The sequence below is a fragment of the Streptomyces sp. SKN60 genome (assembly GCF_026236535.1).
In the GTDB taxonomy this organism is placed as follows: domain Bacteria; phylum Actinomycetota; class Actinomycetes; order Streptomycetales; family Streptomycetaceae; genus Streptomyces.
The window spans coordinates 41,919-54,980 of sequence record NZ_JAHTMW010000010.1 but is presented as its reverse complement, the minus strand read 5'-3'; the positions used below and the strand labels follow the sequence as shown (position 1 = coordinate 54,980).

The 13,062-nt window shown below is 71.4% G+C and carries 14 protein-coding genes; 10 read left to right on the top strand and 4 right to left on the bottom strand.

From position 1 onward, the window contains the following. The first annotated feature begins 48 nt into the window (after positions 1 to 48). Positions 49 to 1,242: an argininosuccinate synthase gene (locus tag KV205_RS18200; RefSeq protein WP_265865452.1), complete on the top strand. Its 1,194-nt coding sequence runs from the start codon at positions 49 to 51 to the stop codon at positions 1,240 to 1,242. Positions 1,243 to 1,343: 101 nt separating this feature from the next. Then, entirely contained in the window at positions 1,344 to 2,771 is a 1,428-nt protein-coding gene (gene argH / locus KV205_RS18195; RefSeq protein WP_265865451.1) for an argininosuccinate lyase, read from the top strand. A gap of 12 nt (positions 2,772 to 2,783) precedes the next feature. Here argH and KV205_RS18190 read toward each other — a convergent pair whose 3' ends face one another. Next, entirely contained in the window at positions 2,784 to 3,293 is a 510-nt protein-coding gene (locus tag KV205_RS18190; RefSeq protein ID WP_265865450.1) for an HAD domain-containing protein, read from the bottom strand. 84 nt (positions 3,294 to 3,377) lie between these two features. Between KV205_RS18190 and KV205_RS18185 the strand changes: the two genes are divergently transcribed. After that, complete coding sequence (locus tag KV205_RS18185; RefSeq protein ID WP_265865449.1) at positions 3,378 to 3,929, top strand: TetR/AcrR family transcriptional regulator; 552 nt, start codon at positions 3,378 to 3,380, stop codon at positions 3,927 to 3,929. Then, entirely contained in the window at positions 3,926 to 5,485 is a 1,560-nt protein-coding gene (locus KV205_RS18180) for an MFS transporter (RefSeq protein ID WP_265865448.1), read from the top strand. Before KV205_RS18185 ends, KV205_RS18180 begins: the two co-directional genes overlap by 4 nt. Positions 5,486 to 5,556: 71 nt before the next feature. Here KV205_RS18180 and KV205_RS18175 read toward each other — a convergent pair whose 3' ends face one another. Further along, positions 5,557 to 6,231 carry a 1-acyl-sn-glycerol-3-phosphate acyltransferase gene (locus tag KV205_RS18175; RefSeq protein WP_265865447.1) on the bottom strand — a complete coding sequence of 225 codons (675 nt, stop codon included), beginning with the start codon at positions 6,229 to 6,231 and terminating at the stop codon, positions 5,557 to 5,559. Positions 6,232 to 6,469: 238 nt separating this feature from the next. Here KV205_RS18175 and KV205_RS18170 point away from each other — a divergent pair, with 238 nt between their 5' ends. From KV205_RS18170 to KV205_RS18160, 3 genes are all read left to right on the top strand, one after another. Beyond that, positions 6,470 to 7,669 (top strand): glycerophosphodiester phosphodiesterase, encoded by a 1,200-nt coding sequence (locus KV205_RS18170; RefSeq protein WP_265865446.1) that lies wholly within the window; start codon positions 6,470 to 6,472, stop codon positions 7,667 to 7,669. A gap of 112 nt (positions 7,670 to 7,781) precedes the next feature. Beyond that, positions 7,782 to 8,351, top strand: a complete 570-nt coding sequence (locus tag KV205_RS18165) for a sigma-70 family RNA polymerase sigma factor (RefSeq protein ID WP_265865445.1) — start codon at positions 7,782 to 7,784, stop codon at positions 8,349 to 8,351. 37 nt (positions 8,352 to 8,388) lie between these two features. Then, on the top strand, positions 8,389 to 8,874 hold the full coding sequence (locus tag KV205_RS18160) for a GNAT family N-acetyltransferase (protein ID WP_265865444.1): 486 nt from the start codon (positions 8,389 to 8,391) through the stop codon (positions 8,872 to 8,874). Here the strand turns inward: KV205_RS18160 and KV205_RS18155 are convergent. Together KV205_RS18155 and KV205_RS18150 are read right to left on the bottom strand one after the other, a co-directional pair. Then, entirely contained in the window at positions 8,871 to 9,329 is a 459-nt protein-coding gene (locus KV205_RS18155; protein WP_265865443.1) for a hypothetical protein, read from the bottom strand. The two genes, KV205_RS18160 and KV205_RS18155, sit on opposite strands and share 4 nt — an antisense overlap. Before the next feature lie 2 nt (positions 9,330 to 9,331). Then, positions 9,332 to 9,694 carry a hypothetical protein gene (locus KV205_RS18150; protein ID WP_265865442.1) on the bottom strand — a complete coding sequence of 121 codons (363 nt, stop codon included), beginning with the start codon at positions 9,692 to 9,694 and terminating at the stop codon, positions 9,332 to 9,334. 606 nt (positions 9,695 to 10,300) lie between these two features. Between KV205_RS18150 and KV205_RS18145 the strand changes: the two genes are divergently transcribed. The 3 genes from KV205_RS18145 (at position 10,301) to KV205_RS18135 (ending at position 12,991) form a co-directional block, all read left to right on the top strand. After that, the gene (locus KV205_RS18145) at positions 10,301 to 11,362 is read left to right on the top strand and encodes a methionine ABC transporter ATP-binding protein (RefSeq protein ID WP_265865441.1); all 1,062 of its coding nucleotides are present in this window, start codon (positions 10,301 to 10,303) and stop codon (positions 11,360 to 11,362) included. Then, a complete protein-coding gene (locus KV205_RS18140; RefSeq protein ID WP_265865440.1) occupies positions 11,359 to 12,027 on the top strand; it encodes a methionine ABC transporter permease in 669 nt (222 codons plus the stop codon). The genes KV205_RS18145 and KV205_RS18140 overlap by 4 nt, the downstream gene beginning before the upstream one ends. Positions 12,028 to 12,133: 106 nt before the next feature. Beyond that, positions 12,134 to 12,991 (top strand): MetQ/NlpA family ABC transporter substrate-binding protein, encoded by an 858-nt coding sequence (locus KV205_RS18135; RefSeq protein WP_265865439.1) that lies wholly within the window; start codon positions 12,134 to 12,136, stop codon positions 12,989 to 12,991. Positions 12,992 to 13,062: the final 71 nt, after the last annotated feature.

Genomic DNA, 13,062 nt, shown 5'->3' with positions numbered 1-13,062 from the left:
GGACTGCATAGTTATACCCATCAGTGGTTGCAAGGTAAGGAGAACCCCGTGACCGAGCGCGTCGTACTCGCCTACTCGGGCGGCCTGGACACCTCCGTCGCCATCGGCTGGATCGCCGAGGAGACGGGTGCCGAGGTCATCGCCGTCGCCGTGGACGTCGGCCAGGGCGGCGAGGACCTGGACGTCATCCGCAAGCGCGCGCTCGCCTGCGGTGCGGTCGAGGCCGAGGTCGCGGACGCCAAGGACGAGTTCGCCGACGAGTACTGCCTCCCGGCGATCAAGGCCAACGCCCTCTACATGGACCGCTACCCGCTGGTCTCGGCGCTCTCCCGGCCGGCCATCGTGAAGCACCTCGTCGCCGCCGCCAACAAGCACAACGCCTCGATCGTCGCCCACGGCTGCACCGGCAAGGGCAACGACCAGGTGCGCTTCGAGGCCGGCATCCAGGCCCTCGGCCCGGACCTGAAGTGCATCGCCCCGGTCCGTGACTACGCGATGACCCGCGACAAGGCCATCGCGTTCGCCGAGAAGGCGAACCTGCCGATCGCCACCACCAAGAAGTCCCCGTACTCCATCGACCAGAACGTCTTCGGCCGGGCCATCGAGACCGGGTTCCTCGAGGACATCTGGAACGCGCCGATCGAGGACATCTACGAGTACACCCAGAACCCGGCGGTCGCCCGCGAGGCCGACGAGGTCGTCATCTCCTTCAAGGAGGGCGTCCCGGTCGCCATCGACGGCAAGCCCGTCACCGTCCTCCAGGCCATCCAGCAGCTCAACGAGCGGGCCGGCGCCCAGGGCATCGGCCGGATCGACATGGTCGAGGACCGGCTCGTGGGCATCAAGTCCCGCGAGGTGTACGAGGCTCCCGGCGCGATCGCCCTGATCACCGCCCACCAGGAGCTGGAGAACGTCACCGTCGAGCGCGAGCTGGCCCGCTACAAGCGGCAGGTCGAGCAGCGCTGGGGCGAGCTGGTCTACGACGGCCTGTGGTTCTCGCCGCTCAAGCGTGCCCTGGACGGCTTCATCAACGAGGCCAACCAGCACGTCACCGGTGACATCCGGATGACCCTGCACGGCGGCCGCGCGGTCGTCACCGGCCGGAAGTCCGCCGAGTCGCTCTACGACTTCAACCTCGCCACCTACGACACCGGCGACACGTTCGACCAGTCGAAGGCGCAGGGCTTCATCGACATCTTCGCCCTGTCGTCGAAGATCGCCGCCAAGCGCGACCTGGGCTGACCCCCGCACGTTGTACAAGCCGCCTCCCTGTCCGTACGCCGTTGCGGTACGCGGCAGGGAGGCGGCCGCACATCCAGACACTGTCCTCAAGGAGCACAGCAGTGAGCAGCAACAACGGTGACGTCCGGCTCTGGGGCGGCCGGTTCGCCGACGGGCCCGCCGAGGCCCTGGCGAAGCTGTCCGCGTCCGTCCACTTCGACTGGCGGCTCGCGCCGTACGACATCGCCGGTTCCCGTGCCCACGCGCGCGTGCTGCACAAGGCCGGGCTCCTCGACCAGGACGAGCTGACCCGCATGCTGGCCGGTCTCGACCGGCTGGAGGCGGACGTCGCCGACGGCAGCTTCACCGGCACCATCGCCGACGAGGACGTCCACACCGCCCTGGAGCGGGGCCTCCTGGAGCGGCTCGGCGCCGAGCTCGGCGGCAAGCTGCGGGCCGGCCGGTCCCGTAACGACCAGGTCGCCACGCTCTTCCGGATGTACCTGCGGGACCACGCGCGGATCATCGGCGGGCTGATCGCCGAGCTCCAGGACGCGCTGGTCGGCCTCGCCGAGGCGCACCCGGACGTCGCCATGCCGGGCCGGACCCACCTCCAGCACGCCCAGCCGGTGCTTTTCGCCCACCACGTCCTCGCCCACGTGCAGTCGCTCTCCCGGGACGCCGAGCGGCTGCGCCAGTGGGACACCCGGACCGCCGTCTCCCCGTACGGCTCCGGCGCGCTCGCCGGCTCCTCCCTCGGGCTCGACCCGGAGGCGGTCGCCAAGGACCTCGGCTTCGAGCGGGGTTCGGCGGGCAACTCGATCGACGGCACGGCCTCGCGGGACTTCGTCGCCGAGTTCGCCTTCATCACCGCGATGATCGGCGTGAACCTGTCCCGGATCGCCGAGGAGATCATCATCTGGAACACGAAGGAGTTCTCCTTCGTGACCCTCCACGACGCCTTCTCCACCGGCTCGTCGATTATGCCGCAGAAGAAGAACCCGGACATCGCGGAGCTGGCCCGGGGCAAGTCCGGCCGGCTCATCGGCAACCTGTCCGGCCTGATGGCGACCCTGAAGGCGCTGCCCCTCGCCTACAACCGGGACCTCCAGGAGGACAAGGAGCCGGTCTTCGACTCCTGCGACCAGCTGGAGGTCCTGCTGCCCGCCTTCACCGGCATGATGGCGACCCTCACGGTCAACCGGGAGCGCATGGAGGAGCTGGCCCCGGCCGGCTTCTCGCTTGCCACCGACATCGCCGAGTGGCTGGTCAAGCAGGGCGTCCCCTTCCGGGTGGCGCACGAGGTGGCCGGCGAGTGCGTCAAGGTCGCCGAGGCGGAGGGCAAGGAGCTCGACGGCCTCACGGACGAGCAGTTCGCCAAGATCTCCGAGCACCTCACCCCCGAGGTCCGCACCGTCCTCAACGTCCCCGGCGCCCTCGCCTCCCGCAACGGCCGCGGCGGCACCGCCCCCTCGGCGGTCGCCGCGCAGCTGGTCGAGGTCAAGGCGGACCTGGTCATCCAGCACGCCTGGGCCACCGCCAAGCAGTAACCGCTCAGCTCGTCACAGCGCCGCCGCCCAGTCCGCGAGCGCGTCGAAGTCCGGCCGGGTCAGCCCGATCCGTTCGTCGACGCGCAGCAACAGGGCGGCGGCGAGGTGGTTCTGCTCCACATACTCGTGGTCGTACGCCGTGATGTCGTCGTCCACCCACGCGAACGGCCGCCCCTGCGCGTACTCCAGGATGTACTGGGTCTTCCAGAACGTCCCGCGCGGGGCGGCCCCGTGCATGTTCGGCCAGTCGATGAACGGCAGCTCCGGCAGCCCCAGATGAGGCCCGATCCAGTCGTTGGCCTCGCCCTTCCACGTCGTCGCCCAGACCAGCTCGTACGCCTCCGCGAGCGCCAGCAGCTCCGCGCCGTGCCCGTGGTTCAGCCACACCCGCAGCGGCCTCGCCCCGGTCCAGCCGGTCGGGCTCATCCGGTGCGTCGTGTACCCCTCCGGGCGGCGCTCGCGCTGCGCCGCGTACGGATTCAGCGGCCCGTCGACGTCGATCAGCAGCAGCGGTCTTGTCATGCGCACAGGATTCCCTCCCACGTCTCGTGAGGCGTCGATTTATTGAATGAGACATGGGTGTCTCATTCGGTGTATGGTTGTCTCATGGCTGTCGATCGCACCCATGTCCTCCGCTCCGCCGCCGCCACGCTCTCCGTGAAGGCGACCGCCACCATGGACGAGGTCGCCCGGGCCGCCGGGATCGGGCGCGCCACGCTGCACCGGCTGTTCGCCGGGCGGGAGGCGCTGATCCGCGCCCTTGAGGAGATGGCCATCGCGGAGCTGGAGGCCGCCCTCGACGGCGCGCGGCTCGACGAGGGGCCGGCCGACGAGGTGCTGCGCCGGCTCGTCGGCGCGGTGGAGCCCGTCGCCCCGCTGCTGTCCTTCCTCGTCACCGAGAACCAGCTGTTCGAGGGGGAGGAGCAGCACGCGGGCTGGGCCCGGCTCGACGCCCGGATCGCCGCGCTCTTCCGGCGCGGCCAGGAGCAGGGCGTCTTTCGGATCGACCTGACCCCCGCCTGGCTGTGCGAGGCCTTCTACGGCCTCGTCGGCTCCGGCGCCTGGGCCGTGATGGACGGCCGGGTCGCCGCCAAGGACTACCAGTACATGATCACCGAGCTGATGCTCGGCGGAGCACGCAGGAGCGTGGAGAAGTGACCAGCGACAGCCTCACGAAGGCGCAGACGCCCGAGAGCCATACCGAGGGCGTGCGCCGTCCCGGCCGGTGGCTCGCCCTCGCCGTCCTCGTCCTGGCCGTACTGCTCGTGGCGGTCGACGCCACGGTACTCGGCCTGGCGACCCCCTTCCTCTCCGAGGACCTGAAGCCGTCCGGCACCCAGCTGCTCTGGATCGGCGACGTCTACTCCTTCGTCATCGCCGGCCTGCTCGTCTCCATGGGCAGCCTCGGCGACCGCATCGGCCGCAAGAAGCTGCTGCTCACCGGAGCCGTCGCGTTCGGCGCGGTCTCGGTCCTGAACGCCTACGCGAGCAGCCCCGAGATGATGATCGCGGCCCGCGCCCTGCTCGGCGTCGCCGGCGCCACCCTGATGCCGTCCACGCTCGCCCTGATCCGCAACCTCTTCCACGACCCGCGCGAGCGCAGCCTCGCCATCGGCATCTGGGGCGCCATGGCCTCGGCCGGTGCCGCCGTGGGCCCGGTCGTCGGCGGATTCCTGCTCGAACACTTCTGGTGGGGCTCGGTCTTCCTGATCAACCTGCCCGTGATGGCCGTCCTGGTCCTCGTCGGCGCCAGGCTGATCCCCGAGTCGAAGAACCCGAACCCGGGCCCCTGGGACCTGCCGAGCGTCCTGCTCTCCCTCGCCGGCATGATCGGCGTCGTCTACGCGATCAAGGAGCTGGCCGCCCACGGCCTCACCCTGGACGTGGTGGCCGCGCTGGCCGTCGGCATCGGCGGTCTGACCTGGTTCGTGCGCCGTCAGCTCACCCTGCCGGCCCCGCTCCTGGACATGCGCCTGTTCCGCAACCGCGGCTTCTCCGCCGCCGTGGTCGCCGACCTGCTGACCATCCTCGGCCTCTCCGGCCTGGTGTTCTTCCTGTCCCAGTTCTTCCAGCTGGTCCAGGGCCGGGCGCCCCTGGAGGCGGGGCTCGCCGAACTGCCCGCCGCCATCGGCGCGGTGACGGCCGGTCTGGTCGCGGGCCGGGTCGCCCGCCGGTTCTCGGTGCGCTCGGTCGTCGCCGGCGGCCTCGCCGCCATCGGACTCGCCCTCGCGGTGCTCACCGCCATCGGCCGGTCCACCGGCTACCCGCTGCTCGGCGCGAGCCTGCTCGTGGTCGGCGTCGGCGCGGGCTTCGCGTTCACCGTCACCGCCGACGTGATCCTCTCCGGCGTCCCCAAGGAGCAGGCCGGTGCCGCCTCCGCGGTCTCCGAGACGGCCTACGAGCTGGGCGCGGCCCTCGGCATCGCGGTCCTCGGCTCCATCGTGACCGGCGTCTACCGGAGCTTCACCACCCCGGCGGGCATCCCGTCGGACACCGCCGCCGCGGCCCACGACTCGCTGGGCGGCGCCGTGGAGGCCGCGGCGGGCCTCGGCCCGGACCAGGGCGGCGCGCTCGTCGCCGCCGCCCAGGACGCCTTCGTCGACGGCCTGCGCATCGCCTCCGGCGTCGGCGCCGCGGTGCTCCTGGCGACCGCCGTCGCGGCCTGGTTCCTGCTGAAGGGCCAGAAGCTGGCGGACGGCCCCGTCGAGCACTGACGTCCAGGACAGGACACGAGGAGGGCGCCCCCGGAATCCCGGGGGCGCCCTCCTCGTACGTACGGGAAGCCCTACGCGGCTTCCTTCGCCTTGGTCGCGTACATGTCCACGTACTCCTGGCCGGACAGCCGCATGACCTCCGCCATCACCGAGTCCGTCACTGCGCGCAGCACGTACCGGTCGCGGTCCATGCCGTCGTAGCGGGAGAACTCCATCGGCTCGCCGAAGCGGACCGTCACCCGGCCCGGGCGCGGGATGCCCGCGCCGCCCGGCTGGACCTTGTCGGTGCCGATCATCGCGAACGGCACCACCGGCGCGCCGGTCATCAGGGTGAGCCGGGCGATGCCGGTGCGGCCGCGGTAGAGCCGGCCGTCGGGGGAGCGGGTGCCCTCCGGGTAGATGGAGAAGATCTTGCCCTCCTCCAGGACCCGGCGGCCGGTCATCAGCGCGGCCACACCGCCGCGGCCGCCGTCCCGGTCCACCGGGATCATGCCGACGCTGGTGAAGAACCAGGCCATCAGCCGGCCCTTGACGCCGGTGCCCTTCACGTACTCGTCCTTGCCGATGAAGTAGGCCGGGCGGTCCAGGCAGATCGGCATGATCATCGAGTCGATGAAGGTCAGATGGTTGCCCGCGAGGATCACCGGACCGGTGCCCGGGATGTTCTCGGCGCCCTCGACGCGGGGACGGAACATGAGGCGCAGGACCGGTCCGAGGATGGCCTTCATGATCGCGAGACGGGACAACGGTTCCTCCGTGTCGGGCGGGCGGCTGCGGCTCGACGAGCCGACGGTGCAGATGGCGACGATACTCGCGGGTCACCACGCTCCGCACATCGGGTTCACGCAACGGATACGGCGTGTTGACGTGTGTTTCCGCCATGTTCCGCGCAGGTCTGCCGCCTGTAGGGCCGCAATGCCTAGCGTCGGGGGCGCAGTTGACAGGTGCGGGACATCACACGGAGATCACACCGAAGGAGTGTTCATGACACAGCCCAAGCGCCCGACCCCGGCCCGACGCGCGGTCCTCGGCGCGGCCGGCGCCGCCGTCCTCGGCGGGTCCACCGTCCTCGCCGGCGGCACCGCCCAGGCCGTCCAGTCCGCCGTCGCCGCCACCGCCGACGGCGAGCCGGGCACCCGCGACCGGGGCCACGGCCACGGCGGCTACCGCTCGCTGCCCGTCCCCACCGTCATCGGCCACCGCGGCGCCAGCGGCTACCGCCCCGAGCACACCCTCGGCTCCTACCAGCTCGCGCTCACCCTGGGCGCCGACGTCGTCGAGCAGGACCTCGTCCCCACCAAGGACGGGCACCTGGTCTGCCGCCACGAGAACGACATCACCGGCACCACCGACGTCGCCGACCACCCCGAGTTCGCCTCCCGGAAGACCACCAAGACCGTCGACGGGACCGCCCTCACCGGCTGGTTCACCGAGGACTTCACGCTCGCCGAGCTCAAGACCCTGCGGGCCAAGGAGCGCATCCCCGCCACCCGCCAGGAGAACACCCTCTACGACGGGCGCTGGGCCGTCCCCACCTTCGAGGAGGTGCTGCGCTGGGCCGAGCAGGAGGGTCGCCGCCGTGGCCGCCCGGTGTGGCTGCACGTCGAGACCAAGCACCCCACCTACTTCCGCTCGATCGGCCTGCCCCTCGAGGAGCGGCTCGCGAAGCTGCTCCGCCGCTACGGCCGCCACCGCGCCGACTCCCCGGTCTTCCTCCAGTCCTTCGAGCCCGGCAGCATCCAGCGGCTGGCCCGCCTGGTCGACTCCCCGCGCGTCGTGCTGCTCTCCGGCGCGAACACCCGCCCCTGGGACTTCGTCGAGGCCGGCGACCCGCGCACCGTCGCCGACCTGGTCACGCCCGCGGGCCTGCGCTGGATCGCCTCGTACGCGCAGGGCATCGGCCCCACCCTCGACCTGATCCTGCCGCGCGACGCGAGCGGCCGGCTCGGCGCCGAGACCACCCTGGTCCGCGACGCCCACGCCCAGGGCCTGATCCTCCACCCGTACACCCAGCGCAACGAGAACACCTTCCTGCCGGCCGAGTACCGCCGGGGCACCGACCCCAACGCGTACGGCGACGCCTTCGGCGCGCTCAAGCGCTTCTTCGAGACGGGCATCGACGGCATCTTCTCCGACAACGCCGACACGGCCCTGTTGGCCGCCGCGGACTTCCGCGACCGCTAGGCATCCGTACGCGAGGCGTCCGTACGAGCGCGGTCCCCGGCCCGTACACCCGACCGGGTGGTTTCGGGCCGGGGGCGCAACCGGGCCGGGGGCCGGTCGCATCGTCGCGGGCATGACCTCCCCCAGCGCCCCCGGCACCCCCTCCGCCACTCCCGACGCCCTGCTCACCGCCCTCACCCCGCTGCTCGCCGCCGAGTCGCAGGCCGAGGCGCCCGGCGCGGGCGTCGAGGCCGACGATCTCGAACAGGCGGTGCTGCTGCGCCTGCTCGAACGGATCCGGGACGACGACGCACCCGAACGGCCCGCCGACTGGCTCCGCCGCGCCGTCCGGGCCGAGGCGCGCCGCGCCCGGCGCGCCAGCGCCCACGAGCGGTCCTTCCACGGCGAGCCGGGCCACGAGCCCGCGCACGAGTCCCCGGCGCACGGCTCGCCCGAGAGCCACGCCCTGCACGCCGAGCGGCGCCGCACGCTGCGCGCCGCCGTCCGCCGCACCCCCGGCCACTGCCCGCGGCTGCTCACCGCGATGCTCCACCCCGACGACCCCACCTACCGCGAAATCGCAGGAGCGTTGGGTATCTCACAGGGCAGTCTGGGGCCGATGCGTTCCCGCTGCCTGGGATGCCTGCGCAGAATGCTGGCTGCGGAGGTTCCCGGTGCCGGTGCGCGGGGAAAGGTGCCGTAGACCCACGGTGGATCAGACGAGCGGGAGGCATGCGCACATGGGCATGAGCGTGACCATCTCAGCGGCGGACGCGGCCAAGGACGCGGAGAGCATTCTGAAGCTCCAGTACCTCTGCTACCAGCGCGAGGCCGAGATCTACCAGGACTGGTCGATCGAGCCGCTGACCCAGTCGCTCGACGCCCTGCGCGCCGAACTCACCGAGGGCCGCGCCTTCGTCGCGAAGCTGGGCGAGGAGATCGTCGCCTCCGTGCGCGGCCGGCTCGACGAGGACGGCACCGTGCGCATCGCCAAGCTCGTCGTCCACCCGCGGATGCAGCGCCACGGCATCGGCGGCCGGCTCCTCGACGCCATCGAGCGCCACTACGCGGCGGAGCCCGCCCCGGCCGCCAAGCGCTTCCAGCTCTTCACCGGCCACCGCAGCGAGGGCAATCTGCGGCTGTACCGCAGCAAGGGGTACGCCCAGGTCGCCACCCGCGAGGTCGGGCCCCGGCTCACCCTCGTCACCCTGGAGAAGGCCGCCTAGGCGGCCTTGGACCGCCGCAGCCACCAGATGCCGCTCAGCGGCAGCAGCACCGGGATGAAGAGGTAGCCGTAGCCGTAGTCCGACCAGACCGTCGCGTCCGGGAAGGCCGAGGGCTCGACCAGTGTCCAGGTGCCGACGATCAGCACGCCCGCGAGCTCGGCGGCGCAGCACACCAGCGCCGCCCTGCGGGCCGTCTCGCCGCCCCGTACCAGCGTGTACGTGATGAAGGCGTACACGACCGCGGCCACCGCCGACAGGCCGTACGCCAGCGGCGCCCGGTCGAACTCGGTGGCGATCTGGTAGATCGAGCGGGACACCGCGCCGACCGACATCACGCCGTACAGCCAGACGAGCAGCACGCCCGGGCCCTGCACCAGACGGCCGGGCTTCGGCGCGTTCCCGGCCTCGTTCCCGTTCCCGGCCTCGTTCCCGGTTCCGGTCTCGGTAGCGGTCATGATCAGCCCACCGTCCAGATGTCGTAGAGACGCACTTCGAGCACGGCGAGCACGACCGCGCCCGCCGCCACCGTCGTCGAGCCCCACTTGCTGCGCTCGGTCAGCGAGAGCAGTCCGGCCGCGGGCACCGCGCACAGCGCGCCGAGGAGATAGGCGATGAAGATCGTGGTGCCCTCCTCCGCGTTCTCGCCGCGCACCAGCTGCACGATGCCGACCACCAGCTGCACCAGGGCGAGGAAGGTCACCACGGCCATGCCGATGAAGTGCCAGTCCTTGGTGGGCTGGTCGCGATAGGCGGCGAAGCCGCACCAGGCGGCGAGGGCGAGCGCGGCCACCGAGACCGCGACCGTCAGGGCGTCAAGCATGCGCCCGAGGGTATTACGGCCCGAACGCCCCGATGCGCCCGGCCCCCGCCACCCGGGCCGCCCGGCCCCCGCCGAGCGCAGGGCGGAGACCCGGACCGTGGCCTTGGCCACACCCCGCCCCCGGCCGCCCCGTGGCGGACCCCCGTGCCGACAGGGTCCGTGACCGCTCCCCGCCCAGGCCACGCCCGGGGGAGCGGCGCCCGCCGCCGGCCCCGGCGCGGACCCGGTCCGTCCGCATGCCGTCTCAGCACTGTCCGCTATGCGGACAGCTCCGCTCCGTTCGCACATTTGCATGCTTTACTTACCGACATGACCACGACGAGCAGCCGCACCCTTGCGACCGAGGCGAACCAGACGCCCGGTGCTCGTTGTATGTGTCGAATGTGCGCCAACTGAGGGCCCCCGCCTGAGACTCGCGCCCCGAAGCGAGCCCGACGGCCGAGCCGATCCGCCGCCCCTTCCGGCACCGGACCGAGCCCGCCCCGCGCGCACGCGCTGCCTCCCGGCCACCGCCGTGACCAGCCGCCCTGCGCCTGACTGTCCGAAATGACGAATGCCCGTGCACGGCGGACCCAGCGCCGCGCACTCGACAGTGACGGAAACCCTGTGATCACCACTTCGGGCCTGACCAAGGTCTACGAGTCGCGAGGCCGCCAGGTCACCGCTCTGGACGGCGTCGACCTCCACGTTCGCGAAGGCGAGGTCTTCGGCGTGATCGGCCAGAGCGGCGCCGGCAAGTCCTCGCTCATCCGCTGCGTCAACCTCCTGGAGCGCCCCACCTCCGGCACCGTGACCGTCGACGGCGTCGACCTCACCGCCCTCGCCGGAAAGGGCCGCCGCGCCGGCAAGGAACTGCGCCGCGCCCGCAGCAGCATCGGCATGGTCTTCCAGCACTTCAACCTGCTGTCCTCGCGCACCGTCAAGGACAACATCGAGCTGCCCCTGGAGATCCTCGGCGTCTCCGGCGCCGAACGCTCCCGCCGCGCCCTGGAACTCCTCGACCTCGTCGGCCTCGCCGACAAGGCCAAGGCCTACCCCGGCCAGCTCTCCGGCGGCCAGAAGCAGCGCGTCGGCATCGCGCGCGCCCTCGCCGGCAAGCCCAAGGTGCTGCTCTCGGACGAGGCCACCAGCGCCCTCGACCCCGAGACCACCCGCTCCATCCTCCAGCTGCTGCGCGACCTCAACCGGCAGCTCGGCCTCACCGTCCTCCTCATCACCCACGAGATGGACGTCGTCAAGACCATCTGCGACTCGGCCGCCCTCATGCAGCACGGCCGGGTCGTCGAGTCCGGCACCGTCGGCGAACTCCTCGCCACCCCCGGCTCCCAGCTCGCCGCCGAACTCTTCCCGGTCAGCGGCGCCGCCACCGGACTCGACCGCACCGTCGTGGACGTCACCTTCCACGGCGAGACCGCCGGACAGCCGGTGATCTCGCAGCTCGCCCGTACGTACAACATCGACATCTCGATCCTCGGCGCCGCCATGGACACCGTCGGCGGACGCCAGATCGGCCGCATGCGGATCGAACTCCCCGGCCGTTACGAGGAGAACGTCGTCCCGGTCGGCTTCCTGCGCGAGCAGGGCCTCCAGGTCGAGATCGTCGAACCGCAGGACGCCGGACCGGCCACCGCCGCCGCGCCCGTCCTGGTGAAGGAAGGTGCCAAGTGACCTGGTCCGAGATGCAGCCGCTGCTCGAGCAGGGCACCGTCGACACCCTCTACATGGTCCTGTGGGCCACCGTCGTCACCATCGCCGGCGGCCTCCCGCTCGGCATCCTGCTCGTCCTCACCGACAAGGGCGGACTGCTGCAGAACCGCCCGGTGAACAAGGTCGTCGGCGCGATCGTGAACGTGGGCCGCTCGCTCCCGTTCATCATCCTGCTGATCGCCCTGATCCCCTTCACCACCCTCGTCGTCGGCACCTTCATCGGCCCCACCGCGATGATCGTGCCGCTCGCCATCGGCGCCATCCCCTTCTTCGCCCGGCTCGTCGAGACCGCGATCCGCGAGGTCGACCACGGACTCGTCGAAGCCGTCCAGTCCATGGGCGGCGGCATCCCCACCATCGTCCGCAAGGTCCTGCTCCCGCAGGCCCTGCCCTCCCTGGTCTCCGCCGTCACCACCACCGTCATCGTGCTCATCGGCTACTCCGCCATGGCCGGCGCGGTCGGCGGCGAAGGACTCGGCTCCAAGGCCATCACGTACGGATACCAGCGCTTCGACACCACCTTCATGCTGGTCACCGTCGTCGTCCTGGTCGTGATCGTCACCGTCGTCCAGCTCATCGGCGACGGCGTCGTCCGCCTCCTCGCCCGCCGCGGCCGCACCGCGTGACCCGCACCGCGTAACCGCAGGGCACCCCCGACTTCGTACCCCCGAAGAACAGCCCGGACTTGTTGTCCAGGCGCAGCAACCGCACCACCGGAAAGAGGCACTCTTCGTGCGCAAGAACATCAAGCTCTCCGCCGGCATCGCCGCCACCGCCGCCCTCGCCCTCGGCCTGACCGCGTGCGGCACCTCCTCCGACCCGTCCTCCACCAAGGACGCGGCCGGCTCCGCCGACAAGCCGCTCGTCGTCGCCGCGTCCCCGACGCCGCACGCCGACATCCTCAACTTCGTCAAGGACAAGCTCGCCGCCAAGGAGGGCCTGAAGCTGGAGGTGAAGGAGTTCACGGACTACGTCCTGCCGAACACCGCCACCGAGTCCGGCCAGGTCGACGCCAACTACTTCCAGCACAAGCCGTACCTCGACGACTTCAACAAGAAGAACAACACCCACATCGTCCCCGTGGTGAACGTGCACCTGGAGCCGCTCGGCCTCTACTCCAAGAAGGTCACGTCGGTGAAGGACATCAAGGCCGGCCAGACCGTCGCCGTCCCCAACGACACCACCAACGAGGGCCGCGCGCTCCACCTGCTCGCCGACAACGGGCTCATCACCCTCAAGGCGGGCGTCGGCACCGACGCCAAGCTCTCCGACATCACCGACAAGAAGGGCCTGGAGTTCAAGGAGCTGGAGGCCGCCACCGTGCCCCGCGCCCTGAACGACGTCGACGCCGCCGTCGTCAACGGCAACTACGCGATCGAGGCCAAGCTCTCCCCGGCGAAGGACGCCCTCGTCCTGGAGAAGGCGGAGGGCAACCCCTACGCCAACTTCCTCGCCGTCAAGGCCGGCAACGAGAACGACGCCCGGGTGCAGAAGCTCGTCAAGCTGCTCAACTCCCCCGAGGTGAAGAAGTACATCGAGGACACCTACAAGGGCTCCGTCGTCCCGGCCTTCGGCGCCCCCGCCAAGTAAGGCCCGCGGCACGCCCCTTGGCGCCGTCCCCGTCCCGAAGGCCCCGCCCGCCCCGTACCGGCGCGCGGGGC

Bases quoted from the DNA above. Each gene is read 5' to 3' on its own strand.
- KV205_RS18170 (WP_265865446.1), top strand. From the start codon at position 6,470: ATGACACAGCCCAAGCGCCCGACCCCGGCCCGACGCGCGGTCCTCGGC.
- KV205_RS18160 (WP_265865444.1), top strand. From the start codon at position 8,389: ATGGGCATGAGCGTGACCATCTCAGCGGCGGACGCGGCCAAGGACGCG.
- KV205_RS18155 (WP_265865443.1), bottom strand. From the start codon at position 9,329: ATGACCGCTACCGAGACCGGAACCGGGAACGAGGCCGGGAACGGGAAC.
- KV205_RS18190 (WP_265865450.1), bottom strand. From the start codon at position 3,293: ATGACAAGACCGCTGCTGCTGATCGACGTCGACGGGCCGCTGAATCCG.
- KV205_RS18165 (WP_265865445.1), top strand. From the start codon at position 7,782: ATGACCTCCCCCAGCGCCCCCGGCACCCCCTCCGCCACTCCCGACGCC.
- KV205_RS18150 (WP_265865442.1), bottom strand. From the start codon at position 9,694: ATGCTTGACGCCCTGACGGTCGCGGTCTCGGTGGCCGCGCTCGCCCTC.
- KV205_RS18185 (WP_265865449.1), top strand. From the start codon at position 3,378: ATGGCTGTCGATCGCACCCATGTCCTCCGCTCCGCCGCCGCCACGCTC.